The organism is Dyadobacter frigoris (assembly GCF_005280585.1).
GTDB lineage: Bacteria > Bacteroidota > Bacteroidia > Cytophagales > Spirosomataceae > Dyadobacter > Dyadobacter frigoris.
Window position 1 is genome coordinate 114869 of record NZ_SZVO01000006.1, and the last position, 26329, is coordinate 141197.

A 26329-nucleotide genomic window follows, 5' to 3' on the forward strand; every position below is an offset into this window, starting at 1 on the left:
ATTCCTACCCATAACTAAAAAAGTGCATCCTAAAACCTTAATTAAGCTATGGCTATGCTTTGCCCTCGCCGGTAATTGTCTGGCCCAAAAACCCAATGAAAAGTATCAATATCACATCCATCCGGCATCTGCTCCTATTAAGGTAGATGGTGTTGCAGATGATCAGGGCTGGGAATCAGCTGAAACTGCAACCGACTTTTTTATGATTACGCCCATGGATACCAGTTTTTCCAGGGCAAGAACCGAAGTGAAAATGACATATGACAATGATCATATGTACATTCTGGTAATCAATCATAAAACTGTTAAGGGCTCCATCATTGTCGAATCGCTGAAACGGGATTTCTCTTTTGGAAAAAATGACAATTTCCTGCTTTTCATGGATACTTTCGATGACCGTACCAATGGTTTTTCTTTTGGGGCCAATGCCGCTGGCGCTCCCTGGGACGGACAAATGGGAGACGGTGGAACGGTTGATTTGAGCTGGGACAATCGTTGGGTTAGTCATGTAAAAAATGACGACGACAAATGGGTTTGGGAAGCGGCCATTCCGTTTAAAAGTATCCGGTACAAATCCGGAATTTCCCGTTGGGGAATTAATTTCAGCCGCCAGGATCTGACAATTTCGGAAAAATCGGCCTGGGCACCTGTGCCAAAACAATTTCCATCGGCTTCACTGGCTTACACCGGTGTACTTATATGGGATCAGCCGCCGCCAAATCCGGGAGCTAACATTTCAATTATTCCTTTTTCTGCTACGCGTTTAACACGGGATTTCCAAAACGATAAGCCAAATAAATACAAAACCAGTATTGGCGGTGATGTTAAAATTGGCCTTACCCCTTCGCTGAATCTGGATTTAACGGTCAATCCGGATTTTTCGCAGGTCGATGTGGACGTGCAGCAAACCAATTTAAACCGTTTTGAATTATTTTTTCCTGAACGAAGGCAGTTTTTCCTGGAAAACGCTGATTTATTCGCAAACTTCGGGTACGCTACCATTCGGCCTTTTTTCTCCCGGAGGATAGGTTTAGGTGTTCCAATCCAGTTTGGAGCACGGATGAGCGGGAAAATAAATAAGAAATGGCGTGTTGGCGTTCTGGATGTTCAAACCGGTGCCCAAGATACAATTCCAAGAAATAATTACGCTGTAGTCGCGTTGCAAAGACAGGTTTTTGCCAGATCCAATGTTCGTTTTATTTATATTAACCGGGATGCTGTCAATTATTCTCACGAAAGAAATGCTTCCACAAACCGGTATAACAGAAATATTGGTGCTGAGTATAACCTCGCCAGTGTAAACAATTTATGGACTGGAAAAGTGATGTTTTTAAAATCCTTCACGCCCGGAAAATCAGGTGATGATTTTGTTCATGCAGCTGATTTAAAATTCAGCAAAGCCAATTTTTTCTGGCAATGGCAGCATGAATATGTCGGAAAAAATTACAACGCAGAAGTTGGTTATGTTCCGAATGCGATCCGTAATGGTTATTACAAAATCAGCCCGACGATGGGATATTTGTTTTTCATCAAAAACCCAAAAATTATCAGCCACGGGCCAAAGGTTGTAACCAATATTTACTGGGACAAACAAATGTCGCTCAGCGATAAAGAACTGACGTTTTCTTATAATGTCAATTTTATCACAAGAGCTACCATGTCAGCTTATGTAACAAACAATTACACGCGATTACTAAGGCCATACGATCCGACTAATTTAGGGAAAGAGCAGCTTGCAACAGGCACCGAACATAAATGGACATCGGCAGGTTTTGAAATTGTGTCAGGTCCGCAGAGTCATTTCACTTATACTTTTGCAGGGATTTTCGGTGGATATTATGATAACGGTCATCGTACAAATTTGCGTACGGAACTTGGATACAGAATTCAACCCTATGTTGCGATTACTATGACAGGAAACTATAATGACATCCATTTGCCGGCACCGTGGAACCGTACACAGCTTTGGCTGGTTGGTCCGCGGGTGGATGTTACTTTCCGTAACAATTTATTCTTTACAACCTTCATGCAATACAACAATCAGGCGGATAACATCAACCTGAATGCACGTTTGCAATGGCGATATAAACCTGCTTCTGATTTATATATCGTTTATACGGACAATTATTTACCGGAAAATTTCATGGTAAAAAACCGGGCAATTGTTTTGAAGTTTACCTATTGGTGGAATTTGTAAAGACATTAGCAACAAAAAAGTCTGAAAAGTAGCTAGAAACTATTTTTCAGACTTTTTGCTGCTTAGAATTATCTATTTATTATTTTTGATCTTCCTGTACTTTCCTTACAAAATCTTCGGAAACATCAGCAAAGTTTGCAATTTCTAAAATTGAAAATTTACCGGATTCTAACATTCTGGTAACCACCTCAAAGCTTTTTTTCTCTTCACCTTTTTCAAGACCTTTCTCAATTCCTTGTTCAAAGCCTATTTCAATCCCCTCCTCCCTCGTCAGCATTTTTATAGTTTCTATAATTCCCATGGTGCTTACATTTCCGGTTAACTGACTTATTTCTCTTTATCAAAGTTAATGTTAAATTCAGGATTTTCAATATGGATAAATGTCTTCAAAAAATAGAGAAAACGTCTGATCTTTTCATTACTGTACTTTTTGCTTTGGATCAAAGCACGTGCTATATTAAGCCTGTGTTCTGCTAATTCCCATTCAGGGATTTTGTCTGCAAGCAGTGCTTTTTGCGCGGCTAACACAATTAATGCAAACGGATTATCCATAGCAAGTAATTGCTCTTCCGAATGATCCATGATGTGATAATTGTTATACTTATACTGAATTTCAGTCCCCAGAAATTTATAATTAAACGCATTAACCGGCAAATTTTTCCCTGCACCTGTAAATACAGCCAGTGCAGTAATCGGCACATCATAGCGGTCATAAATGCGGTAGAAATATTGAAACATGCGTTTTGAAAATTCCTGGTCATTTTGCGCCTGTATTTCAATATGAATCAGCATCCATTCTTCTGAACCATCCGTTCCATATATTTTGACAAGCATATCAACAAAACGACTTCCTCCATGCTTTTCCAGATCAGGAAAAAGTTCGAGAAGCTCTTTGTCCATAAATTCAAATCCCTTTTCGATATCAAAAAGAGAATCCGCCTCCGTAAAAAAGAACCGAAGTAAATCGGAAAATGCCTCCTCAAAGGCGCTTTTTAAGAGAATGTCATTTTTTCGTCTCAAAATTTATAAATCTGAATTTCACGTTTTGAGACGTAGAATTGCAGCAAATGTTACAATAGCTTATCTTAATAATTAAATTACTAGCTGTCAATAGTATACCAATGTATTATTTGTTTTCATTTTGTTTATCCATAAAATGTAAGAACTTTCCGGACTTTGTTTTATAAATGCGTTTCCATTAAAAAAGACACTTTTCAAGTTTTTATTACCTGCAATTTCTTTGGGAAAGACTGTAAGCTGGTTAAAGGAAATATCCAACTCCTCTAAATCCGGTAACCTGTAAATGAAAGCTGGTGGTTTCTCCAATTTATTATAGCCAAGATCCAGTTTTTTCAAATTTTTCATTTTTTCCATTACTGATGGTAAAGAAACCAATTCGTTATGATGTGCATAAAATGTTCGTAATCTGTGCAGTTTCGTAATTTGGGGATCAATAAACTTCAAACGATTGTGCGCAATTGCCAATGTTTGAAGTCTTTTCAGCTTTGTTAAAACCACAGGCATTTCCTTAAATTCATTGTAATAAAGATCTATAATTTTCAGACGACGAAGTTTTTTCAGACCTAGGGGAAGTTCTGTTAACCCATTATTGTACAAATTCAAATCTTCCAGATGCCTCAGCCTGCGAAAACTTTTTGTTTTAAGAGCCAAGATATTTCCTCCCAACCACAAACTTTCGAGCTTTTTGCAAAGGTGAACAGACAATGGGATGTCACTAATTGCATTTTTTTGCAGATTTAAAATTCTCAGCGATTTATTTTTATCTATACTAATATTCTTCTGATCAAGCTGATTTGAAGAAAGATCTATTTTGAAAAGTTTTGGTAACCGGTTCATTTGCAAATGAACGACAGATATTTCATTCCCCTGCAAATCCAGCTCTTCAAGATTTCGAAAACGATATATCTGATCAGGAATAACTTTTAAATCAAGTCCGCTCAGGTTAATACGTTTAACATTTAAGGAATCCGAAACATTTAGTAATTCTTCAACCGAAGTTATAGAGCTGTCTCTTTTTGAAATAATTCGTCCGAAATTTTCGGATTTAATTCTGATATAGAAGGATACCGAAATAATACAATCATTAACATTTTCAAGCTTAAAGTTATTCCGGATTAACTCTGCGGGTAATTTATCCTGCAAAACCTGATCTATATTTTTGAAAAAGAAAGGTTTAATATCAAAAAAAACATGAGAAATTTCTCCTTCTTTATTAAAACAAACCTTGGAATTGATCATAAGGTCAGGAGCGAATTTTAAATCCAACACATTCCTAACCGATTGGATCAGCATTTTCCTGATATAATCTGTTTGCTGGCCAGATAACTTTATCTCCTTTCGGGATATCAAACGAACATCTTCCAAAATTTTTACATTTTCAGGAATAGGAACATATTGTCTTTCATCACCCGTTTTTGAAACCGTAAGATCCAGTGATTTTTCCAGTGGAAGAACAATAGGCTGTGAAAAAGAATCATCGATACAACATGCTAGTAATAGAATCGCAAGTATCTTCATAATCATATATTTTCAAAGCTGAACTGACGAATTATATTCACTTACCTAATAAAAAACTTCCACATTATTCCCCTTTAAAGTCCTCAATGGACCTGCATATTTTTTCTCCACATCGCCGCCGGCAAAAGGATTTCCTCGGAGATACACTTTATCAAGTTTCTTAAATTGTACTAGTGCAGACGGGAATTCCGGAAGATTATTTCCTGATATATCAAGCTCATGCAAACTATCCAAAGCCGTGATTTCAACCGGGAAATTATAAAACCAGTTATAACCCAAATCCAGAATATTCAGTTTTTTCATTTTTGCAAAACTTTCGGGCAGCTTGCTTAATTTGTTATGATGCGCATAGAGCGTATGAACATTTGCCAGCTTGTCCATATCCTTTGGCAATTCTTTTAGCTGATTGTTACTAACCGCCAATTGTGTCAGATTTTTTAGTCTGGTTATAGTCGCCGGTAATATTTCAAGTTGATTGTAATATAAATCCAGCACTTCGAGGCTTTTCATTTTCTTTATTCCTTTTGGCAAAATTGCCAATTCAGACTTATAAAAATTCAAATCCTGAACTCTTTTCAGTTTTCGGAAACTGCGGTTTGACAAGTTGGTAAGTTTATTTCCTCCTAGTCCAAGAGAGGATAAATTTTTGCAGGCTCTTGCAGCAGCAGGAATATTTGTAAATTTATTTTCTTTGAGATTCAGCAGTTCCAGCGACTTATTCTTTGTCAAAACAAGATTATCATTTGTCAGATAATTCCTGTCCAGATGTAGTCGTTTTAGTTTTGGCAATCTTTTAAAATCGATCTTTATCTTTTTCAATTCGTTTCCATTCAGATATAATTCTTCTGTATTTGGAAAACGGTAAATGACATCCGGTACAGATTTCAATTCCAGCTGGTTAAAAAATATTCTTTTGATTTTTAATGTATCCTTAAAAGCTATTGCATTTTCAATATTCACAACAGAGCTATCTGTTTGCCTTACTTGCCGCTTGACAATTTGTTTACCAAACTTCATCAACATAATTGAACGGAACGGCTTTTGCAGTTTTTCTGCTGACTTCCATTCAGATACATTTTGCAAAAAAGACTTTTTCAAAACCTGATTTAGTGAATCAATATGATAACCCTTGGCTTCCGCATCAAAAATTATATAATCCACACCCCCATTCTGATTCACTAAAATTTGTGTAATCACCGATATTCCCGGATTCACATCCTTTGATATAACAGTATCTAATGATTTTTGAACGAAATCTACCGCATCATCAGAACTTCGTTCTTCATAAGTAATCGGTAACAGATCCACATGAAATTTGGCATTTTGAGCATCTTCAGTTGTCCAGATATGTGTTTGTGCTGTGACAAATTGAGTACAAATCGTCAGGACAAGAGATATTAAGATTTTCATAGCAGCTATAATTAAATTGAATATACAATTATAACTAAAAACAGTTTAATATAACTAATAAATTAGTCGAAAAGATTTTGGCATAAAAAAACCCTGTAAACAAGCTTAATGTTTTACAGGGTTTTTACTTATTTATTAGACGGATAATTCAGTGGAAAACAGATTACTTACTTCGTTCGATAGTATATTGTACCAGGTTTTCCAAAGCCGTGCGATGCGCAGAATCCGGGAATTCGTTTAGTAAAGTCTGAGCCTCTGCTACGTATCGCTGCATAACTTCTTCCGCATATTTTAATCCGCCAGACTCTTTTACAAAAGAAATGACCTCCAGTACTTTATTTGGTTTGTGACTTTCGTTCCGAATGATATTAATCATTTTACGTTTTTCCAGCCAGGGTGCCTTGTTGAGTGCGTAGATTAATGGAAGCGTCATTTTCTTTTCCTTGATATCAATTCCGAGCGGTTTACCAATTTCGTCTTCACCATAATCAAAAAGGTCATCTTTGATCTGAAAAGCAATTCCTACTTTTTCACCAAAAGCATGCATCCGTTCGATCACCTCGGCGCCAGCTCCAACAGAACAGGCCCCTACCGCGCAACATGAAGCAATCAGAGAAGCCGTTTTCTGCCGTATAATTTCATAATACACCGTTTCGTTAATATCAAGTCGTCGCGCTTTTTCGATCTGAAGCAATTCTCCTTCACTGATTTCACGCATGGCGGTTGAGACAATTTTCAACAATTCGAATTCATTATGCTCAACCGAAAGTAATAAACCGCGGGAAAGCAAATAGTCCCCAACCAAAACGGCAATTTTATTTTTCCATAAAGCATTGACGGAGAAAAAACCGCGACGGTAATTTGAATCGTCCACAACATCGTCATGAACGAGCGTGGCGGTATGTAAAAGTTCGATGAATGAGGCGCCCCGGTATGTTGATTCTGAAATCGGGCCGCAAACGCCGGCGGACAGAAATACAAACATAGGCCTGAGCTGTTTCCCTTTACGGCGCACGATGTAATTCATAATCTGGTCGAGCAGCATTACATCACTTTTCATAAACTGGCGAAATTTATGCTCAAAAGCCTTCATTTCATCCGCAATAGGAGCTTGAATATCCTTTATTGAAAGGGTCATATTAATTATAGGAAGTCTTAACTTACCTCCAAATGTTGAAAGGCTATACAGCGCAGTTTAGTTCAAAAATCAGCGCTTTATCTGCTGCTGTACTTTAATCCTCAAATTTGGAATAAAATCTTCTCTTTATACCTATTTTAGAATGAAAATGTTTAAAATTGGAAATATGAATATAGAAAATCAACGAATACAGTAGAACTACGCAGAAAAACCGTTATGTGAACACGGCCAGTGTAAGTCCGAAATAAAAGCGAAAAACTAAACATTTCTATAAAATAGCTGAAAGCCGATAGCTGACAGCCGAAAGCAAATAAATATGAAGGCACTCGTGCTTGGAGGTGGATCAATGAAAGGAGCTTTTCAGGTTGGCGCCATTCAATCTGTACTTGAAAATGGTTTTGAACCCGATATGGTTTATGGAATTTCTGTTGGGGCACTCAATACAACTTTTCTTGCCAATGAAACGGGACGTCAGCATGAAGAAGAAAACGGCAAATTGAACTGGCCGCTGGCAGGCAGAAAACTGCTTGAATTCTGGGTAAAGAATATTACGCAGCCTCAGGATATTTCAACCCTTCGTTCACGCGTTATGTTAGGTATGAACACGCTCATGAGCCGGTTTGATGGCTTGGTTGACCCTGCGCCCCTGCATTTGCTGATCAGGAAAAATGTGAAGGACAAGTTTTTAAAAAACAGTCCGACAATGATAAAAGTCGGTGCTGTGAATGTACAGAGCGGCGAGATCAAGTATGTGACACCACAAGAACCACATTTCCTTGATTATGTACGCGCCAGTTCGTCTATTCCTATGCTTATGCCTGCGATTGCTATCGGGAAACAAATGTATCTGGACGGCGGTTTAAGAGAAGTGGCGCCAATCCGGCAGGCCATAGCCGACGGAGCAACGGAAATCGTAGTGATTGCCTGTCATTCCCCGCATTTGTATCAGCCGGAAGGTATGAATCCGAGGAACCTGATTATGCTTGTGGAAAGAGTCCGGGATATCACTGTGAACGAATATGCCAACAGTAACATTATATGGGCAGAATCGTATGTTGACCGGTCCATTTTGCGCGGCGTACCCATGAAAATGACGGTGATCCGCCCGGTATCTCCGCTGGTACTGGACATGCAGCATTTTACATCCGAAGATATTTCGAGACTGATTATTGAAGGTTATCGAATTGGTATTGAAACTCTTAACAAAGTTTCAGAAGTAAAACAATAAAAGAAAATCTGTTAAAAAACTCAGCTAATGTTAGCAAAACGTTTGAAAGACCCTTACCCAATCCTCTTGCTGTTACTTTTAACATCTTGTGTCCCTTCACGCCAATTCGCATCGGTTACCGATAACTGCAATTTCAGCAAATCAGGAAGTTTAAGTGCTCATCTTAAACCTTCAAACCGTTTTGTGCCGCTGATCATGGCGCATCAGGGAGGAACGGAAGATGGTTATCCCGGAAATTGTATTGCAACTTTTGAAAATACCTATCAGAATGTTCCTTGTGTGATGCTTGAATTTGATATCCGGATGACTGCCGATAGTCAGCTGGTTTTGTCGCACGATAATGAACTGGAAAAGCGTACGAATGGAAATGGATTGCTTAATCAGCAGCAATGGAAAGATGTGAAGCAGCTTCGGTTAAAAGATGATAAAGGATTACTGACCAAAAATAAAATTCCTTCTTTCAAAGAAGTGCTGGATTGGAGTAAAGACAAAAATCTGATTCTGATCGTTGATAAAAAACCTGAAACGGATCTTGTAAAAACGATCCGTATGCTGAAAGAAAATAATGCTTTGCAAAAATCAGTCGTGATTTGTTATTCCCTTGAAGAAGCGAAAACAGTTTATGCTATGGAGCCAACACTGATGATCGCGGTTGGATTTAACAGCTGGGAACATATTACCAATGTTGAAAAATCAGGATTGCCTTTGGAAAACCTTGTAGCCCTAACGCCAAAAGAACTTCAGGCTGAATCATTTTACATGAAAGTCCATTCCATGAAGATCATCACTTCACTTGGAACCAATGGAAACATTGATACGCTGAACACTGAAATTTCTGCTCCGATGTATAACAAGATCTGGGAAAGTGGTGCGGATATTATCTGTACCGATCAGCCGATATTTGTGCACTCTTTGTTTCAGAAATAATGGTTTAGGTTGATCATAAAAGAAAACGGCTCAGTCAAAAATTTGACTGAGCCGTTTTCTTTTATGATTTGTCAGAACAAATCAGACCAGATTAGTTAAAGATATAACGAAGACCGATCTGAGCCTGCCAAACGCTGCTAACAGATAAGTTCGGAGTGAACGAATCTTTAAGCAATACATTTTGTCCGTTGATAACCTGCGTAGCGATTTTGTAAACCGGCTTTCCATCTGCTCCAACACTTGAAAGTGCAAGAGGGTTAAAGCTTGTAGCCTGGTTTCCAAGTCCCCATTTGTCATGAAGCAAGTTTCCTACGTTAAGGATATCACCACGAAGCTGGATAACATTTCTTTTCTTCTTTTTACCAACCGCAACATAGAATTCCTGAACAACTGTGAAGTCAAAACGAGACAACCATGGATAAGCACCACCGTTACGTTCTGCATATTTTCCACGACGGCTTTTCAGGTAGTCATTACCATTGATGAAAGCGTCAAAAGCTGCTTGCTGTTGCTCAGCAGAATAAGTAGTTACAACAACATTAGGAGCGATACCATTAGAAACCGCAAGAGGAGCAAAACTCAGTTCTGATGCAGTTTTAGGTACAAAGATCAAATCATTTGAAGTCTGTCCATCACCATTCAAATCCTGGTTAAGCGTGTAAGAAATTTTGGCACCACTTGTAGAAACCGCAGCCAATGTAAACATGGTCGATCCTCCGAAAGTACCGCCATAATTAATTTTGTAGTTTATCACTCCTACAATACGATGACGCAAATCGTTATCTGAATATGTCAACGGCAAGTAGTTCTGACCAGTTGTCGTTGGAACGTTTGCTTGTACTGTACTTCCTACGAATGCGATATCTTTCGCTTGTCCGTAAGTGTAAGAAACAAATCCGCCAAAACCTTTTGTATTTGGTTTTTCCAACTTAAATGTTGCGATGTAAGAATTTCCCTTTTTAGTGTTTTTTAACACAAATACATTAGAAACAGCAGGATTAATGAAACGAGCAACAGCCACCGTATTTGCAGCACCTGTTCCAGTACTTGCTACGCCTGATGCAGGAAAACGAGGACGACCATCATCACCAACGAAAGTACGATCCGGAGCTTTTAGGTTAGCATCAATATAACGCAGACCATTAATCGTTTTGTTGTAAATAAATTCAACAGTTCCAATTAATCCCAAAGGTAATCTTTGGTCAATGGCAATATTTGACTTCCAGATTTGTGGGTATTTTAGATTTTGATCCGAAGCATTAACGGCATAAGGAAGCAGTTTTGAAATGTCAGGATCTACCGTCGATGGCAGGTAACGAGTCGGATCTGTTGTAAATGCGTAATCTTTGGTATTCGTTACGTTGATCACACCAGTATTCACACCATTGTTACCCAACTGATTCGAAATCAACACTTCCGGAATACGAGATACAAAAATACCTGATCCGCCGCGAAGCTGTGTCGTTTTATCACCTTTTACATCCCAGTTAAAACCGATACGTGGAGAGATCAATAAACGTGTTTTAGGGAAAGTTCCGGTAGTTACTTTGTAATCTGATCCGTTTTCATCCTTAAAAGTTAACCCGGCAACAACAGTATTATTAAAATCTTTTGCTGTTGAATTATCATAAGCAAAAACATCACCACGGATACCAGCGGTAATTTTCAAATTAGGAGTAGCCTGGAATTCATCCTGAACATAAGCACTGTAAAGATTTCTATTCAGAGTTTGAAGAGGCTCACCACCACCCGGTATGCGGGAATAACGCAAGTTATAACGTGCAACAGTGACTGGGGAAGTATTAGAAGTAGGATTGGCAATAGATGCCAAAGCAGCAGTTTTGAAATCAGCAATCGAATTATAAACATAAACTCCGTTCGAAGAAGGGAAGAAAACGTTGTTTGAAGTAAAATGTTCAAATACTAAACCTGCTGTGAAAGTATGCCTTCCGGCATAATAACTGAAATTGTTCGTTACATTGAAGGTCGAATAATTCAGTTTGTTGTCAGGTGTAAAAGGATCAAAACCGATGGTAGTATAAGTACTTCCGTCTTTCAGGATATCAATTGTCGGGAAAAGAGCGGTTTTATATGTTCTGTCTTCAATTTGCTTGTTGTAAGTTACAATAAGATCATTGGCAAATTTACCTCCAAAGTTTGAAGTCAATTCAGCTGCAACCGAACGTGTGTTATCTGCGATCAAATAACCTGTATTTTGTGATGACATAGCCAATGCACTATTGGTACGGTTACCATTACCAGCTGTATTGCTGCTATTACTACTGCTGATAACCTGATCCGACTGAGAATCATGCTGAGAGTAACGTACTGATAATTTATGTTTGTCATTAATGTTGTAATCAAGACGGATAAGTCCTTTTGTACTCTTGATTTTGTTGTTAAATCCGTCCAGCGCGCCCATGTCATAATTGAATTTTTCTTTCATAAATGAACTCAAATCTTCAAGATCCGAAGCAAGAACACGTGAAACGTTCGTTCCTGATTGTCCGCGGTTCAATGAATATGTCAACGCAGGAGTGCTGCTTGTAAATCTTTCAGCATTGATAAAGAAAAACAATTTATTCTTGATCAACGGACCACCCAAACGGAAACCCCAGGTTTTTTCGCTAAGATTTGGTTTTGGTTTAATTTCCTGATCACCGTTACCTTTTTTAGCAACCATGTCACTTCCACGGAAAAGGTGATAAGCAGAACCTGACAATTCGTTTGTTCCTGAACGCGTAACAGCATTGATACCCGCACCCGTAAAACCAGATTGACGAACGTCAAAAGGCGCAACGTTTACCTGAACCTGATCAAGAGCATCCAGAGAAACAGCACTTGTACCTGTACGTCCACCCGCCTGCGCAGAAGAACCTAAACCAAAACCATTGTTGAATACCGATCCGTCAATCGTAATGTTGTTAAAACGAGCATCCTGACCGGCAAATGATTGTCCGTTACCGTAAGGATTGTATTTCGTGATATCATTGATGGAACGACCGATTGTTGGCGTAGAGTTAATTGCGTTACGGTCAAAAGAAGTAGAAGCACCGTTACGGTCAGAGCTGAAAATGTCACTGCGGCCAGTTGTAATCACAACTTCCTGTAATGAAGTTCCTTCGTCAGCCAGTTTGAAGCTCACATCAGCACTTGAACCAAGGTCAGCAGAAACGTTTTCTGTAACCTGATCTTTAAAACCTACAAAGGTAACTGTTACCGTGTAAGGACCTCCTACACGAACACCCGGAAGTGTGTAAAAACCTTTTTCATTTGTGATGGTACCATAACGGCTTCCTGAAGGCGTATGTACGGCCACAACAGTAGCACCAGGAAGTTCTGCCCCTTTGCTGTCTGTAACTCTACCGGTGATGGTTGAGGATGTAACCTGAGCGTGCACTTGTCCGCTCATAAATGATAATGCAAAAACGAACAGCGCGCAACACGCTGATCTGAAAAGTAGACTTTTCCAGTTCATAAATTTTTGGGGATTTGAGTAATTGAGTTAGTAGGGTCATTCAATTTATGAATGATAATTTTCTGTAAAATAAAAGTTTTTTTTGCTCTTAAACAATTACCCGTTTCCTACTAAAATACTATACTACACTTTGCAACTCATTGATTTATTGGAATAATACAGATTTAAAAATCAATAATTCAATATTTACATTCCAATGTTTTATTAATGTTAAATGTGCTCCAAAGCCTGTATTTTATCGAAAAATTTCATTATACTTTAAAAATTACAGGCGCAGTTCAAATTGCATTTACTCAGCTATTTGATCATACTTTGAAATTATTTCAACAAAGGGCAGGTTAACACCATAAGAAAGTCATTAAAACTTGTTTTTTATTTAATGAAAAAATTTAAAAATAATGATTGTGTTCAGGCTCTGAACTTTGAAATTTTACATTCCAAAATCGAAATAGCCTAAATTGTAAGCGATTATCAAAATCATCCAATAATACTATAAACGTTTAATTAAAACACTAATAAACAGATAGTTAAATAAACAAAGCTAGAAATTAGCCTATTCCAATATTAAGAATTTGTTAAGTTTCATTCAAAATGTCTTTTTTATCTAAAAGAAATCGTCACAATCTTTGTTCAAATATTTTAAAAAATAAAATAAACACGAAATAAGTATCCGAAGGATACTTTTAGAAGAGGTTTCCATACCTTTTCAGATTTCAAACGCATGAATTTTTAACAAAATGAATTTAAATTTCAAAAAAATAGGTGAAACAGGCCCAGCCCTGATCATACTCCACGGTGTTTTCGGTTTTCTGGATAACTGGCTTACCATTGGAAAGACAATTTCTGAACAGGGTTTTGTGGTATATCTTGTCGATCAAAGGCATCACGGCCGGTCGCCGCATGAAGGCTCACTTGACTTCCCGACACTGGCAGAAGATCTTAAAGAATTCCTGGAACAGCAGAATCTGACTTCGGCTATCTTACTTGGACATTCTATGGGCGGTAAAACAGTAATGGAATATGCCGTACGTTATCCGGATACATTTGAAAAACTCGTTATCGTTGACATTGGACCAAAACAATATCCGATTCACCATACAAAACTTTTACAGGGGCTAAATGCATTACCTGTTTCAAAAATCGAAAACCGTCAGCAGGCTGATGATTTTTTGAGCAAATACGAGCCGATTTTGGCAGTTAGACAATTCCTTTTGAAAAATCTTTACAGAAAAGAAGACGGCACTTTTGACTGGCGTTTCAATTTGCCGGTATTGACAACGGATATGGCAAAAGTGGGATCACCGATAACAGCTAAAAAACCGGTTGAAACCCCTACCCTGTTTATACGTGGTGAAAAATCAAATTATATTCTGGATGAAGACTGGGACGATATCCTGAAAATTTTCCCAAATGCAAAACTGGATACCATAGCTGATGCAGGTCACTGGGTTCAGGCGGAGCAGCCGAAGGTTTTTGTAGAACATTTGTTAACGTTTTTGAAATCCTGATTATTCAGCCCTTAAATATTTAGATCTTGCTGAGGAACAACGGGCAATCATCATCTGATTCCCGTTGACCTCAATAGTATAAGACGGGCAGGGCATACAGTCTACCAAAGAGCAGTCGAATGAATAAGACACTTCCTTTTTTGGCACAACTTCATACCTTGTATTGTTGATGTAATATGTTTTCGGCGCGCAGCAACTTGCCTTTCCATTTTCGTAAAGTTCAACACCATCAAACCGAAAATTCGTATAAATCGCCTCATACCCGGCAAATGGCACCCAAACCTTTTCTCCGTTGACAATTTGTTCCACTTCTGTAAGATACCATTTCCCAACCAACGGCTTCATAATTTCATCAGGCTGGGCATCGATTTTATCTTTTTTACAATTAATCATAAAAAGGAATAATAACAGAGTATAGAAAACTCCTTTCATAAGCTCAGTTTTTAATATATTTAAACCTCACCGGGTTACAATTGGTTATAATCATCTGATCCCCGGAATACTCGATATCCATAACCGCACAATATGCGCAATTTGCAGCAGCACAATGGTCGTAATTTACCTTTGTTTTAGGCTTTATTCTAAAAGAGGCACCATTAATTGACAATTCCTTTGGACCACAACAATTCGCAATCCCGTTTTTGTCAAACATCACACCATCAGAGCGAAAAACAAGATATTGGGAGGTTATTGAATCAACGGGCTGCCAGATTTTTTTGTCTTTCACCTCTTGCTCTATTTCGGTTAAGCGCCATTGGCCAACAATGGGCTTAATAATTTCGTCCTGTCGAGCATCTATCTTATCATTCTTACAATTAAACAGAAAAATGAATAAAAGCGGGATGTAAAAAAGTCTTTTCATAACCTCAGTTTTTAATATATTTCACTCTTCCACCGATACAATAAGTAATGATCATTTGATTTCCGGAATATTCAATATCCAAAACCGGGCAGGCCAAACAGTCGACAGCGGCACAATCCAGGCTGTATGTAACTTCCGACTGAGGTTCAATTTTAAAAAAGTTGCCGTTAATACTTAGTGCGTTTGGTCCGCAGCAGCTGGCTTTCCCGTCACCATCCAGCATAACACCATCCGAACGAAAAATCAGGTAAACGGGAGTCAATGTATTCACAACCTGCCAGACTTTTTTACCGTTGACAGTAACTTCCGTTTCGGTCATCAGCCATTTACCAGATAGAGAAGTCACAAGACTTTGAGGCGTCGCACTATCATTTTCATTACTTTTGCACCCAAGTAACAAAATCAATAAAAGTGGAATGTATAATAAACGTTTCATATAGTATCTTTTCATAATAGATTCACTTTCACCCGTAAAGGTTGGAAATGAGTAAAAATTAAATACATGAATCAATCCCCAATAAACCTGTACCTGATACCAACCGTTCTCGCAGAAGGAACAAATGATCAGGTACTTAGCCCTCAGATTAAAGACGTTATTGTTAACGTTGATGTCTTTTTTGTTGAAAATGTAAGAACAGCCAGACGTTTTATAAGCAGCCTGAAACTTGGTAAAGTCATAGATAACATCACATTTTTTGAATTAAATAAAGACACACCCCGTTCAGTAACCATGGCTCAGGTTAAAAGCCTGACGCAAAATGCCGGCATATTATCAGAAGCTGGTTGCCCGGGCGTTGCAGATCCGGGAGCAGTTGCCGTAGATTTTGCGCACCAGATCGGAATTCGGGTTGTACCGTTGGTTGGGCCTTCTTCCATTTTACTGGCCTTGATGGCATCCGGTATGAGTGGCCAGTCTTTTACTTTTCATGGTTATTTGCCGATTGATAAAATGGAAAGAAGAAAAGCGATCCAGCAATTGGAACGGGACGTTAAGCAAAAGGATCAGACACAGATTTTCATGGAAACACCGTTCCGGAACAGCTCATTTCTTGAAGCGATTCTTGAAGCGGCCCAGCCGGAAACTTTGCTCTGTGTTGCTGCCAACATTACCTCTCCCGAAGAGTTTATTGAGACACATCCTGTAAAATACTGGAAGAAAAATTTCCCGGACGTACAAAAGCAACCGACTATATTTTTGATCGGATAATTTTCGTTCAGAAAATGTTAACAGTCAGCAACAAAACAGATTTCACATGCGAATCTGATTTTGACATTCCAACCAACAGCAACAATTCAGACTCCTGGGTTATAGTTGTTGATCAATTTTTATTTAATTAAAGGAATGTAGCGATGAAAAAATGGATGGTTTTGAGTGGTTTCATCCTGATGCTGGGTTTGGCAGGATGTGATGATTCGAATAATGGAAGCGATTTTGTGCTCGAAAAAGTGGTAACCTCAGATTTTGAATTAAATGCTGATGACTGGACTGGTGATCTTTCTGAATATAGCACCGCAACAGACACTTCGTCGATAGAATTCCGCTCTGGCCGCGCGACTTTACCCAATCCGCTGAATACGAAAACATATGGTTTTATGCTGCAAAGTCACAACCGCAGCGATGATATGTTTATGTTTTTGAAAAAGAAAATTGGTGGTTTGAAAGCAAATTTCACTTACAACGTGACTTTTGAAATTGATCTGGGTACAAATTATTCCTCAGGTGGATTAGGTGCAGGTGGATCTCCGGGAAGTTCGGTATATGTGAAAGCCGGTGCTTCTGTAACTGAACCTGCCAAAAAACTTGTAAGCGGTTTTTACACTTTCAATCTGGACAAAGGAAACCAGGCAGAAGACGGAAAGGATTTGATTAACATTGGTAATGTTTCCAACGGTTTGGAAACCGAAACTTATGCCATTGTAAAACGTGATAATCTGACAAAACCGGTTACTGTAACGACTGACGCAAGCGGAGCAATCTGGGTTTGTATAGGAACTGATTCGGGTTTTGAAGGATTGACAAAACTTTATTACGATAAAATTAAGGTATCAATTACCGAAAAGGCAAACTGATTCGTTAGTCATCTGCATATTTTCGACTAGTTTTGTCTACCCAAAGCGATTTAAAATTGATGAAGAAATATTTGACGTGGGCAAAACTAGTCCTTTTAATAAGTCTGTACGGATGCAGCGGTGAAAAACGGAATGACGTAAATCCGGTCAGAACCATGACTTCCGAATTTGAAGAAGATACTGAAGGCTGGATCGGAGATTATGCATTATACAATCGTATCGATACTACCAAAATTGCTTTCCTGATGGAACGGGATTCTTTACCAGCAGCCATAGATTCACTGAAATTTAGTTTGAGAATGGAGGCCACGAATTCTGGTGACAGTATTTTTTTGTTTATCAAAAAGAAGATCGTCGGACTGAATCCTGAAAAAACATACAACGTTTCCTTTGATATAAACATTGGGACAGACTACCCTGACCTGGCTAAGGCTACCGGTACAATAATCAGTCTGAAAGCCGGTGCTTCTTCCACTGAGCCTGTAAAAATCCTGAATGGAGGTTATTATAATGTATCAATAAAAAAAGGGCTCTGGAATGTGGATGGATCAGAAATGGCCATTCTGGGAGATATTACCAATGGCATAGGAAGGACAACTTACCAGCTTGTTAACCGCAATAGTTCTTCCAAAAATATTTCTGTAAAACCGGATGCAAACGGAGTGATATGGGTTTGTGTCGGAGAGGATACACGTTACGACAAAAAAACGGTTCTTTATTTTGACAATATAAAAGTCGTATTGACCGAGCAGTAATTTTTTAATTGGCCTGATAGCATTGAAGCGCATGAAGAAGTTGATGATTTTGGGAAGTTTGATCTTGTCGGTATTTTTAGTTGCCTGCAAAGGCGGGAATGATACCTTGCCCATCAAATTTTTCGAAAGTACTTTTCAGCAAAATACCGAAGACTGGACGGGAGATGCTGCATTATTTAAAAACGGACAGCAGGATACCATTGCGTTCAGTATAAAACAGGGAAAAATTCCGGGAGCAACAGACAGCACTTCGAGAGGATTGGGCGTATCCGGGAAAAATACAGGCGACAGTCTTTTTTTGTTTATCAAGAAGAAGATAACAGGTCTGGATCCTGCGCTAACTTATAAAGTGGCCTATGAAATTAACATCGGAACCAGTTATCCTGATACAGTAGGTTCTGCCGGACGGCTCATTTTTATCAAAGCCGGAGCTTCCCCGAACGAACCTGTAAAAGAGCTGGCTAATAATTATTACAATGTTTCCATAGAAAAGGGTTCTCTTTCCAAAAGCGGAACTGAAATGTTTTATCTCGGCACGGCAGGAAACGGCCTGGATTCTGTGGCTTACAGAAGTATTGTCAGAACAAATGCAAATCTCGCGGTGGAGGTAAAACCAAATGCCGCCGGAGAAATCTGGCTTTGCGTGGGTGCAGAAACCAGTTACAAAGGATTAATTCAGCTTTATTACGACCGCATTTATACAGCCGTGGGCGAAAAACCGGTTGAATAAGTTCCGTTTGCGATCCGTTTTTGTAACTTCGCGATTATCCGGGACTGGCTCCTAAACCTTACGATTGAAAAAATGATACAAATAAAATCTTTTGTTTTCAACCCATTTTCTGAGAATACTTACGTGCTGCATGATGAAACAGGCGAGGCAGTAATTGTCGATCCGGGTTGTTACGACAAAGCAGAATATAAAGAACTCTACGATTATATTGAAACCAATTCGCTGAAACCAGTCCGCATAATCAACACACACGCGCACATTGATCATGTTTTGGGAGTAGCCGCTGTGAAAGCAAAATATAACATTCCATTTTCGCTGCACCGTATCGACGAACCTTTGTTGAAAGCGGTTAAAACCTACGCGTCCAATTATGGTTTCAATCAATTTGACGAACCTGAAATAGATTCTTATTTTGATGAAGGCGATACGGTAACTTTTGGAAATTCTTCTTTACGGATCCTTTTTGTTCCTGGTCATGCGCCGGGTCATGTTGCTTTTGTAAATGATGGACAGCAATTTGTAATTGGCGGAGACGTGCTGTTTCGGCAAAGTATTGGCCGGACTGATCTTCCGGGCGGCAGTTTGGAAATTTTACTGGATAGCATCCGTACCAAACTTTTTACGCTTGCAGATGGTTACACTGTCTATGCGGGACATATGCAGCCGACAACAATCGGTTTCGAAAAGAAGAATAACCCCTTTTTGAATTAGAATGATATTATAAAATCAAACCGATACAGATTACTTCTGATTTTATAATTTTCTTTGTCATCCCGCACCTCTAACTTTTGTATTGAAATTTAAAAATGTTTAACAGACATATTCCAAACGTACTAACCTGCCTGAATCTGCTATGCGGATGTGTGGGCGTGGTAGAGGCGTTTCATAATAATATCGTTATTTCCTGTTGGCTTATTGGTATCGCACTGATCTTTGATTTTTTTGACGGTTTTGCTGCGAGATTATTGAAAGTAAGTTCTCCAATCGGGAGAGACCTCGATTCTCTGGCTGATATGGTAACTTTTGGATTGTTGCCATCCATTATTATCTATCAATTATTGATGCAGAGCATTCCTGATCTTATGGGAATATGGAAGGCCTACCCGGCTTTTCTAATCGCCATATTTTCAGCGATCCGGTTGGCCAAATTTAATAATGATCCCAGACAAAGTGATTCTTTTATTGGTGTTCCAACACCAGCCGTAGCGTTGCTTATTGCTTCTTTACCTCTTATTATTTTTAGTGATGATTCATGGAAAGCACTGATTGTCAATACCAATAATCTGTTAATTCTGACAGTGGTAATGTGTTATCTGCTTGTTTCTGAAATTAAATTGCTCGCATTGAAATTCAGATCATTTGGCTGGAAAGGAAATGAAGCACGTTATTCGCTGATGATTTTGACCGTAGTTTTGCTTTTGCTATTTAAAATTCTGGCGGTTCCAATTATTTTTGTTGCTTATCTATTACTCTCTGTCACCGCTAATATGGTGGAAAAGAGGTCATAAATTGGTAACAATGACATTTTGTTGCAAATTTGCAAATTCGGGAAGAATCAAATTTTCAGGTTTCAATATAAGTAAAATGAAATCCGCTGAACAATTCTTCCAAGTCGCTTAAAATACCAAATCAAATTCTGCATGACATTTTCGCGTATCACCGGCCTTGGCTACTACGTTCCTGACAATATTATCACCAACAATGATCTTACCCAATGGATGGAAACATCCGATGAATGGATTCAGGAAAGAACCGGGATTAAGGAACGCCGTTATTTTGAACACGGAAAAGACACTAATTACAGCATGGCAACCGCTGCTTCAAGGCAGGCGCTGGAACGTGCGGGATTAACACCCGATGCTGTGGATGTTATTGTATATGCCACAATCACACCTGATTACTTTTTCCCCGGTTCTGCGTTTTTGATGCAGCGGGAATTGGGAATGGATGGAAAACCAGTTATAGATATCCGTCAGCAATGTTCAGGTTTTGTATATGCGCTTTCTATTGCCGACCAGTTTATAAAATCCGGCATGTATAAAACTGCTCTTGTGGTAGGCTCCGAGATTCAGTCGTCCTGGATTGACAAAAGTACCGCAGGGCGAAATACCGCCGTGATTTTTGGAGACGGCGCCGGTGCTGCCGTTTTGCAGGCTACCGAAGATCCTAACCATCGCGTTTTGTCAACCCATTTACATGCAGACGGTAGATTTGCCGAAGACCTTTACGTGAAAGAACCAGGAAGCAGCAGGCCAGGCAGAACGGCAACCGCGGAAATGATTGAAGAAGGCGGTTTCAATGTTTTTATGAATGGGAATACTGTTTTTAAACATGCCATTGTCCGTTTTGGAGAAGTTATCAATGAAGCATTAGAAGCGAACGGATATACTTCGGGCGATGTGAACGTGCTTGTGCCACATCAGGCCAATATCAGAATAAGTGATTATGTACGCCAGCAAATGGGCTTGTCCGAAGAGCAGGTGATCAACAATATCCAGCGTTTTGGAAATACGACCGCTGCCTCCATTCCTATCGCTATGGCAGAAGCCTGGGAACAAGGCAGAATTAAAGAAGGAGATCTTGTTTGTCTGGCTGCATTTGGAAGCGGGTTTACATGGGCTTCGGCATTAATCAGATGGTAAAAAAAAACAGGTTGATTTTATTAAAATAATAAAATAGAAAACTAAATTTGCAAAAAGGAAAAAAGACATAAAAACATGTCTTTTTATCCATACTCCCCTCTTTAATTACTAATACTGACCGGTTGATAGCATCACTAAAGTGCATGCTTCCACTGGTACGATATTTTTAGCAACTAAAATGTTCTCAAATTCCGGGTTTTCTGTACCAGGGTTAAAAATAACACGTTTTGGATTTAATGAAATTATATAATCGTAGTAAGAAGGTTGAATACTTGGGTTGATATACAAGGTAACTGTGTCGATATCTTCAAAGATTATCGGCTCAACATAGATTTCCTTATCAGCAATAAGTCCCTTTCTTCTGCCAAGAAGTAAAACAGGATGCCCCATAGCATTTAGTTTTTGGGCAGCCAGAAATGAATATCTGGAAGGATTAGCGGAAGCACCAATAACAAGCGTACGTTTCATTTCTTTCAATTGAAAAAATTGTTAAAACACTTTGATTCAAAACATTCATTCCTGGCATTAAGTTTTCTTAATCCGGATATTACTTGCTAACAAAAAAATTAAAAAATTATAATTAATAATCGAAGGTCAAACAATGAATGAGCCAACGCCAACTATAAGCCGGAGTTTTTGGAATGAGAAATGGGCTTTAATTAAATTCCAAGAAGTCGAAAATGCACCGCACTATGAGGTTTCCAATTATGGAAGACTTAAGAGTTTTCAAAATAACCCAAAGGACGGAGCGATCATTAAAGGATCTGTAATTCAGGGCTATCGCTCCTTAAATATCCGTGTCACAGGCGGGAAAACGATTAATCGTTATGTGCATAAATTGGTAGCAGAAAACTTTGTTGAGAAAGCAAGCGATGACCACGGCTTTGTAATCCATAATGATTACGAAAAACAGAACAATTATTACGAAAACCTTAGATGGGTTACAAAAACGGAAATGATTGATCATAACCGTGAAAATCCCGCTTTTATAAATCGTGTAATTCCTCGTCGGACTAAAAATTACAAACTAACAGAAAGCAAAGTAAGAATTATCAAAAAGTTGCTTAAAAACGATAATAACCGCTTGAAAATGATCGCCAAGCAGTTTGGAATTACGCATACTCAGTTGAACAGGATACGTTCCGGGGAAAACTGGAAACATGTTACGATTGAAGATTAGGACAGATTTGAAAAAGTGGGGATTTTATTTCTTATCGAGAGAAGAAACCGTATAACCGCTCCCGTTCATTCCTTCTTCATAATCAACCAAAACACCAAGAACGTACATTAAATGCCGCTTGTCAATAATCACTTTAACACCGTCAATTTTGTAAATCTGGTCAAATTCTGAGGCTGTATCAAAACCAAGTAAAAATGTTCCACTGCATCCGCCACCACGCAGTCCCACCCGCAAACCGTAGGTGTCAGGTATTTTATTCGCTTCCAGCGTGGTGACAATTTCAAGCTTGGCCTTGTCTGTAATTTGAATTGGGTTCTCCATGAAATCACTCAATAATAATTACCTTTCAAAAATGAAATTGCTCAGTAAACAATTTCAGATCTTAAAAGGATCAAATAAACTGCGGCAAACCTTTGTATCATCCCGGTAAATGACCGGCTCATACTGAGGTTTGCTACAAGTTAACAGCAATTATGTTTTTTGAATTCGTATTTAATTCACTTTCTTCCTTCTAATTTTCAGTTATCTTGTAATTTCGCACTTTGATGCGTTACAAAATACTATTAAATAAACCTATGGAGTATTACTCACTCATTACCGTTCTGATACTTGGGGCCATCGTAACTTATGGTATGTATCTGACAATTATCACAGTTGCAGAAAAAGTTTTTGATAAACAAAAAAATGATATCCGCAGTAAAAATATTGAAATCACGTTACCGCTGCGTTTGCAGGCTTACGAACGGATGTGTTTATTTTTAGAACGAATTACACCAAATAATCTGTTATTAAGACTGGTGGCTTCTGCCGCCAATGCACTTGAATTGCAGCAAATCCTGTTATATGAGATCCGGGAGGAATATAATCATAACCTGGCTCAGCAGATATATATCAGCATTGATGCCTGGGGACAAGTTTCCAATGCGATGAATGAAATTGTTTCTGTGATCAACCAGGCCGCTGTTGAAGTTAATGCAGAAGCACCTGCTTCGGAGCTTGCTAAAAAGATATTTGCACAGGTAATCCAGCAGGAAATACAACCTACAACACACGCTTTAAAGTTTGTGAAAGAGGAAATCCAGAGATTATTTTAAAAGAATGAACGACGGTCTGCCTGAATTCAGGTTAAAAAACTTAAAACAGACCTTTCAAAATCAGAAATATCAGAATGTTATACCCCAATACAATTGAACAAAAATTAGGTTTTGACAAACTGCGCGAATTGTTGAAAGAAGCGTGTATAAGTCCCTTGGGGCGTAGTTTTGTTGAAAAAATCCGCTTCTCAGACAATTTTGGCATGGTTGAAAAACTGGTTAGCCAAACAGCCGAGATGAAACGGGTCATGGAAATCGGAGAAGATTTTCCATCTCAAAATTATCTTGATGCAACGCCTTATTTAAAACGCGCTGCTATTGAAGGTATGCTTTTGACACTGGAAGAATTTTCCGATCTAAAAGCATCGCTTCAAACCATCCGTCTTTGTCTTCGTTTTTTTGCCAATCAGGAACCTGAATCATTTCCGCTTTTGGGTGAATATGCCAAAACGGTTCGTGTCGATAAAGCGATTACAGATTCGATTGATAAAATCATTGACGACCGGGGACAGATTCGGGATACTGCTTCGCCGGAATTATCTCGTATAAGAAAGAAATTAATCTCGGAGCAGGCGGGAATACGGAAAAAACTTGATACCATGCTGCGAACCGCCAAAAGCAGCGGCTGGATCAGCGAAGACGTGTCGTTGACGGTAAGAAATGGCAGAATGGTTATTCCTCTGGCGGCAGAGCATAAAAGAAAATTGAAAGGATTTATTCATGATGAATCCTCAACAGGACAAACGGTTTTTATAGAACCCACAGACGTTTTTGAATCCAACAATGAAATCCGCGAACTGGAATACGAGGAACGTCGGGAAATAAACCGGATTCTTATGCATTTGACGGATCAACTGAGGCCGTTCGTGCCAGATCTTCAAAAGGCATATTCATTTTTAGGTCTGATGGATTTTCTGCGGGCAAAAGCAAAGATTGCGATTCAGATGAATGCAACGAATCCGACTTTTGTAAACAAGCAATTCATTGACTGGAAGGACGCGAGGCATCCATTACTGCACTTATCCTTCCAAAAGCAAGGAAAAAAAGTTGTTCCGTTAAATATTGAATTGCAGGATAAACAGAGAATCCTGATCGTTTCCGGTCCTAATGCCGGTGGTAAATCAGTTTCACTAAAAACAGTTGGATTGATCCAGTACATGCATCAATGCGGACTTCTCGTTCCGATGGCGGACGGATCTTCCATGGGCTTTTTCCAGAATATTTTTATTGATATTGGTGATGAACAGTCGCTGGAAAATGATTTGAGTACGTATAGCTCACATCTTACCAACATGCGTCATTTCCTTACATTAGCCAACAAAAGAACGCTTTTCCTGATTGATGAATTTGGAACAGGAACAGAGCCAGGACTTGGTGGTGCCATTGCAGAAGCAATCCTTGAAGATCTGACGAAATCGGGCGCTTATGGTGTAATCAATACGCATTATACCAATTTGAAGGTATTAGCAGATAAAACAGAAGGTTTGGTTAACGGTGCGATGCGCTTTGACGGAGAACATTTGGAACCCATTTATCAACTGGAAATCGGAAGACCCGGAAGTTCTTTTGCCTTTGAAATTGCTTCAAAAATCGGTTTACCAAATACAGTGATTAATCGCGCCAAAGAAAAACTTGGAACGCAACAGGTCAATTTTGAAAAACTACTAAAAGAACTGGATATTGAGCGTAAAGTTTTTGCAGAAAAAAATATTGAGCTGGGTATCAAAGAAAGAAAAGCTGCACAGCAACTTTCTGAATATACCAAATTGAAATCCAATCTGGAAAACAATGAGAAAAAGCTGGTAAATGATGCAAAGCAAAAAGCGAAAAATTTGTTATCAGATGCTAACCAGCTGATTGAAAATACGATCCGTGAAATAAAGGAAAATAAAGCCGAAAAAGAAAAGACAAAAACGGTACGGACCAATCTCGAAAATTTTGGCAAAAAGAATTTAAAACTGGAAGAAGTTGAAGAACTTCCATCAGAAGACAATGTTTTTGAGCCGGAAGACGGTGCGATTGTGATTGGAAGTTATGTACGCGTCATCGGACAAACCGCCATTGGAGAAATACTTTCTTTGAAAGGAAAAGATGCTGAAATCCGGATTGGTGATTTGAAATCCAATATCAAATTAAACCGCCTGGAAAAGGTTTCAAACAGAACTTACAAGGAAGCTACCGGTGAAAAGAAACTAAAAACAGTTTCGAAAGGTGTTGATTTGAACGAACGGATGATGAATTTCAGTTTCAACCTGGACATTCGCGGAAAACGTGGAGAAGAAGCTTTGGGTGTACTTGATTCCTTCATGGACAATGCCATTATGCTCGGCTACGACGAGCTGCGTGTTGTCCACGGTAAAGGTGACGGCATTCTACGAACGCTTGTCAGAAATCATTTGCGGGGCTATTCTCACGTTGCTGGAATGCAGGATGAACATGCAGATCGCGGGGGAGCGGGGGTGACAATCGTAAAATTGAAATAGTTTTTAGGTTACACAGAGAACCAGAGAGAAAATAAAGAGAGCCACAGAGTTAATTTTTCAATTTTCTCTGTGGCTCTCTTTTTACCCGC

Annotated in this window: 25 protein-coding genes; 14 read left to right on the top strand and 11 right to left on the bottom strand. The window is 38.9% G+C overall.

Annotation, left to right across the window (positions count from 1 at the left end; translation table 11 throughout):
• Positions 1 to 22: 22 nt before the first annotated feature.
• Positions 23 to 2197: a DUF5916 domain-containing protein gene (locus FDK13_RS14010; protein ID WP_137340631.1), complete on the top strand. Its 2175-nt coding sequence runs from the start codon at positions 23 to 25 to the stop codon at positions 2195 to 2197.
• 79 nt (positions 2198 to 2276) lie between these two features.
• Here FDK13_RS14010 and FDK13_RS14015 read toward each other — a convergent pair whose 3' ends face one another.
• The 5 genes from FDK13_RS14015 to FDK13_RS14035 form a co-directional block, all read right to left on the bottom strand.
• Complete coding sequence (locus tag FDK13_RS14015) at positions 2277 to 2498, bottom strand: hypothetical protein (RefSeq protein WP_137340632.1); 222 nt, start codon at positions 2496 to 2498, stop codon at positions 2277 to 2279.
• 26 nt (positions 2499 to 2524) lie between these two features.
• Positions 2525 to 3217 (bottom strand): RpnC/YadD family protein, encoded by a 693-nt coding sequence (locus FDK13_RS14020; RefSeq protein ID WP_137340633.1) that lies wholly within the window; start codon positions 3215 to 3217, stop codon positions 2525 to 2527.
• Positions 3218 to 3304: 87 nt separating this feature from the next.
• The gene (locus FDK13_RS14025; protein WP_170982800.1) at positions 3305 to 4735 is read right to left on the bottom strand and encodes a leucine-rich repeat domain-containing protein; all 1431 of its coding nucleotides are present in this window, start codon (positions 4733 to 4735) and stop codon (positions 3305 to 3307) included.
• A 45-nt stretch (positions 4736 to 4780) separates the two neighbouring features.
• Positions 4781 to 6145 (bottom strand): leucine-rich repeat domain-containing protein, encoded by a 1365-nt coding sequence (locus FDK13_RS14030; RefSeq protein WP_137340635.1) that lies wholly within the window; start codon positions 6143 to 6145, stop codon positions 4781 to 4783.
• Positions 6146 to 6308: 163 nt separating this feature from the next.
• Positions 6309 to 7283: a polyprenyl synthetase family protein gene (locus tag FDK13_RS14035; protein ID WP_137340636.1), complete on the bottom strand. Its 975-nt coding sequence runs from the start codon at positions 7281 to 7283 to the stop codon at positions 6309 to 6311.
• A 316-nt stretch (positions 7284 to 7599) separates the two neighbouring features.
• Between FDK13_RS14035 and FDK13_RS14040 the strand changes: the two genes are divergently transcribed.
• Both FDK13_RS14040 and FDK13_RS14045 read left to right on the top strand, forming a co-directional pair.
• Entirely contained in the window at positions 7600 to 8511 is a 912-nt protein-coding gene (locus FDK13_RS14040; RefSeq protein ID WP_137340637.1) for a patatin-like phospholipase family protein, read from the top strand.
• 27 nt (positions 8512 to 8538) lie between these two features.
• Positions 8539 to 9438: a glycerophosphodiester phosphodiesterase family protein gene (locus FDK13_RS14045; RefSeq protein WP_137340638.1), complete on the top strand. Its 900-nt coding sequence runs from the start codon at positions 8539 to 8541 to the stop codon at positions 9436 to 9438.
• 91 nt (positions 9439 to 9529) lie between these two features.
• Here FDK13_RS14045 and FDK13_RS14050 read toward each other — a convergent pair whose 3' ends face one another.
• Positions 9530 to 12916 (bottom strand): TonB-dependent receptor, encoded by a 3387-nt coding sequence (locus tag FDK13_RS14050; protein WP_137340639.1) that lies wholly within the window; start codon positions 12914 to 12916, stop codon positions 9530 to 9532.
• A gap of 737 nt (positions 12917 to 13653) precedes the next feature.
• On the opposite strand from FDK13_RS14050, the gene FDK13_RS14055 reads away from it, so the two are divergent.
• Entirely contained in the window at positions 13654 to 14424 is a 771-nt protein-coding gene (locus FDK13_RS14055) for an alpha/beta fold hydrolase (protein ID WP_137340640.1), read from the top strand.
• Here the strand turns inward: FDK13_RS14055 and FDK13_RS14060 are convergent, their stop codons facing one another.
• Genes FDK13_RS14060 through FDK13_RS14070 form a run of 3 tightly spaced genes read right to left on the bottom strand, consistent with a single transcriptional unit; the run spans position 14425 to position 15722 of the window.
• On the bottom strand, positions 14425 to 14817 hold the full coding sequence (locus FDK13_RS14060) for a hypothetical protein (protein WP_137340641.1): 393 nt from the start codon (positions 14815 to 14817) through the stop codon (positions 14425 to 14427).
• A 43-nt stretch (positions 14818 to 14860) separates the two neighbouring features.
• Positions 14861 to 15286 (bottom strand): hypothetical protein, encoded by a 426-nt coding sequence (locus FDK13_RS14065; protein ID WP_137340642.1) that lies wholly within the window; start codon positions 15284 to 15286, stop codon positions 14861 to 14863.
• A gap of 4 nt (positions 15287 to 15290) precedes the next feature.
• The gene (locus tag FDK13_RS14070) at positions 15291 to 15722 is read right to left on the bottom strand and encodes a hypothetical protein (protein WP_137340643.1); all 432 of its coding nucleotides are present in this window, start codon (positions 15720 to 15722) and stop codon (positions 15291 to 15293) included.
• Positions 15723 to 15788: 66 nt separating this feature from the next.
• Between FDK13_RS14070 and FDK13_RS14075 the strand changes: the two genes are divergently transcribed.
• The 7 genes from FDK13_RS14075 (at position 15789) to FDK13_RS14105 (ending at position 21483) form a co-directional block, all read left to right on the top strand.
• Entirely contained in the window at positions 15789 to 16493 is a 705-nt protein-coding gene (locus FDK13_RS14075) for an SAM-dependent methyltransferase (RefSeq protein ID WP_137340644.1), read from the top strand.
• A 143-nt stretch (positions 16494 to 16636) separates the two neighbouring features.
• Entirely contained in the window at positions 16637 to 17356 is a 720-nt protein-coding gene (locus FDK13_RS14080; protein WP_137340645.1) for a hypothetical protein, read from the top strand.
• A 59-nt stretch (positions 17357 to 17415) separates the two neighbouring features.
• A complete protein-coding gene (locus FDK13_RS14085; RefSeq protein WP_137340646.1) occupies positions 17416 to 18111 on the top strand; it encodes a hypothetical protein in 696 nt (231 codons plus the stop codon).
• A gap of 31 nt (positions 18112 to 18142) precedes the next feature.
• Entirely contained in the window at positions 18143 to 18841 is a 699-nt protein-coding gene (locus FDK13_RS14090) for a hypothetical protein (RefSeq protein WP_137340647.1), read from the top strand.
• Positions 18842 to 18913: 72 nt separating this feature from the next.
• Entirely contained in the window at positions 18914 to 19552 is a 639-nt protein-coding gene (locus FDK13_RS14095; RefSeq protein ID WP_137340648.1) for an MBL fold metallo-hydrolase, read from the top strand.
• A gap of 95 nt (positions 19553 to 19647) precedes the next feature.
• Positions 19648 to 20349 (top strand): CDP-diacylglycerol--serine O-phosphatidyltransferase, encoded by a 702-nt coding sequence (pssA, locus tag FDK13_RS14100; protein ID WP_137340649.1) that lies wholly within the window; start codon positions 19648 to 19650, stop codon positions 20347 to 20349.
• A gap of 132 nt (positions 20350 to 20481) precedes the next feature.
• Positions 20482 to 21483: a 3-oxoacyl-ACP synthase III family protein gene (locus FDK13_RS14105; RefSeq protein WP_137340650.1), complete on the top strand. Its 1002-nt coding sequence runs from the start codon at positions 20482 to 20484 to the stop codon at positions 21481 to 21483.
• Between the two features lie 108 nt (positions 21484 to 21591).
• On the opposite strand, the gene FDK13_RS14110 is transcribed toward FDK13_RS14105, so the two are convergent.
• Complete coding sequence (locus FDK13_RS14110; RefSeq protein WP_137340651.1) at positions 21592 to 21951, bottom strand: CoA-binding protein; 360 nt, start codon at positions 21949 to 21951, stop codon at positions 21592 to 21594.
• Between the two features lie 133 nt (positions 21952 to 22084).
• Between FDK13_RS14110 and FDK13_RS14115 the strand changes: the two genes are divergently transcribed.
• On the top strand, positions 22085 to 22663 hold the full coding sequence (locus tag FDK13_RS14115) for an NUMOD4 domain-containing protein (RefSeq protein ID WP_137340652.1): 579 nt from the start codon (positions 22085 to 22087) through the stop codon (positions 22661 to 22663).
• Between the two features lie 24 nt (positions 22664 to 22687).
• Here the strand turns inward: FDK13_RS14115 and FDK13_RS14120 are convergent, their stop codons facing one another.
• A complete protein-coding gene (locus tag FDK13_RS14120; RefSeq protein WP_137340653.1) occupies positions 22688 to 22984 on the bottom strand; it encodes a HesB/IscA family protein in 297 nt (98 codons plus the stop codon).
• 254 nt (positions 22985 to 23238) lie between these two features.
• Between FDK13_RS14120 and FDK13_RS14125 the strand changes: the two genes are divergently transcribed.
• Together FDK13_RS14125 and FDK13_RS14130 are read left to right on the top strand one after the other, a co-directional pair.
• Positions 23239 to 23757 carry a DUF7935 family protein gene (locus FDK13_RS14125; RefSeq protein WP_137340654.1) on the top strand — a complete coding sequence of 173 codons (519 nt, stop codon included), beginning with the start codon at positions 23239 to 23241 and terminating at the stop codon, positions 23755 to 23757.
• Between the two features lie 74 nt (positions 23758 to 23831).
• On the top strand, positions 23832 to 26240 hold the full coding sequence (locus tag FDK13_RS14130) for an endonuclease MutS2 (protein ID WP_137340655.1): 2409 nt from the start codon (positions 23832 to 23834) through the stop codon (positions 26238 to 26240).
• Positions 26241 to 26329: the final 89 nt, after the last annotated feature.